This is a genomic window from Reyranella sp. (assembly GCF_017305915.1).
Lineage (GTDB): Bacteria > Pseudomonadota > Alphaproteobacteria > Reyranellales > Reyranellaceae > Reyranella.
Genome location: NZ_JAFKJN010000004.1, coordinates 1 through 1,679, shown reverse-complemented (window position 1 = coordinate 1,679; position 1,679 = coordinate 1). Strand labels below are relative to the sequence as shown.

General features: G+C 69.1%; 1 protein-coding gene. It reads right to left on the bottom strand.

What is annotated here, in order from left to right; all coding sequences use genetic code 11:
* A partial coding sequence (locus J0J01_RS00030; protein WP_296378034.1) for a LysM domain-containing protein occupies positions 1-1,679 on the bottom strand: 1,679 nt, incomplete at both ends.

Sequence of the window (1,679 nt, the reverse complement as noted above, 5' to 3'; positions counted from 1 at the left end):
GGGCTGAGGCTGCCCAGCGCTTCGGCCGGGTCATAGGGCTTGAACGTCGCCGCGCTGTTCGAACTGCGCATCACCCCCGCCGGGATGGTGAGCCGCTGCCCCGCCACCAGCGTCGCCGACACCGACAGCCCGTTCGCCTCCGCCAGCCGGTACCAGAGCGCCCCGTCGCCCCACAGCTGCGCCGCCACGCCCTCCAGCGTCTCGCCGCCCTGCGCCTCGTAGCTGCCGCCCGCGCCGCCCTGGCTGTAGCTCGTCAGCGCCCGATATGCCTCTCCGAACACCGCACGCCCGCCGCCCGTCAGCGCGCCGTTCCGGAACGCCCCCGTCCCCGCCGCCGTCTGACGGCTCGCGATCGAGCTCAGATACGCCGCATCGACATTGTCGTTGGTGACATTGCCCATCTCGCGCCCGTTGAACCGGTACCAGAGCTGGTGCGGATCCCCCAGCGACACGTTGTTGTCCGCCTCGTCCCGCCGGATCGCCTGCCCCGCCGCGTCCAGCACGAAGCGCACCTCGCGCGGCCGCCCGTCCGCGATATAGGCGCTGTTCGTCAGCCCGCCCGCGCTCAGCCCATAGCTCGTCGTGAACACGCTCGAGCCCGACGCATCCGGCTTGTACGCCACCGATGCCTGCACCGCCCCGTCGAACCAGGCAAAGCCGTTCGTCGTCAGCGTATCGGGCACCGCGCTGTTCGAGCCGTTCTTGAACGTCACTGCGCTCACGCTCGTCACCGCGCCCAGCGCATAGCCCCCCGTCCCCGCGCCATAGCCGGTGTCGAGATAGGTCAGCAGCGTGTCCGCGCCCTGCCGCACCACCTGCATCTCGTGATAGAGCCGGCCCGCCGCATCGTACCACAGCTCGCTGCGGCTATAGGCCACCGTCGTCCCGTCCGCCTCGTAATCGGTCTGGCCGGTCAGCCGCCCCTGCAGGTCATAGGCGAACGCCGCCCGCCGCACCGCCGGGCCGAACGTCCCGTTGGCCTGGACGAAGGGGCCGCCATTGGCGCTCGCCTGCTCCGCCGACACCCAGACCTGCTCGAGCTGACCGTCCGCCGTGTAGCTATAGGTCTCGACCACCTGGCCCGAATAGGTCGCACGCCCCGCCGGGGTCCAGTTATAGCCCTGCCATTCATACATCGACGGATCGTCGGCCAGCACGATCTGCCCCGAACCCGGCGCACGCGCACGCCACCCCGTCCACGTCAACCCGTCCGACCAGGTCGCCACCCGAACCCGCTGGCCTGCAACGTCATAGGCGATGTCCACGCCCCCGCCCCGCACCATGCGGTTCATCGTGTCGTAGCGATAGACATCGTCCTTCGTCGCCACGAACCCCAGCGCCGCGCCGTTCTGGTCCAGGTAGCGGAAGCTGCTCAGCGTGCGCATGACGTTGGAATTGGCGTCATATTCGTACGTCGAGGAGGCCGCCGGGGTGATGCTCGCATCGCTGCCCGATTCCGACCAGGTGACGAGCCGGTTCAGCGCGTCATAGGTGGCGGTGGCGTTCTGGATCACCACGCCGGCGCGGGTGGAATATTCGGCAAGCTTGTTGCCGGTAAGGTCGTAGCTCGAGCTCTGGGTAGTGGTGATGCCCCCCGCACTGGTGCTCATCGACCCGATCTGGCCGTTGTTGAGCCAGGCGTAGCTCGCGCTCTCGGTGCCGTGCGCGCCGGTGGTGGT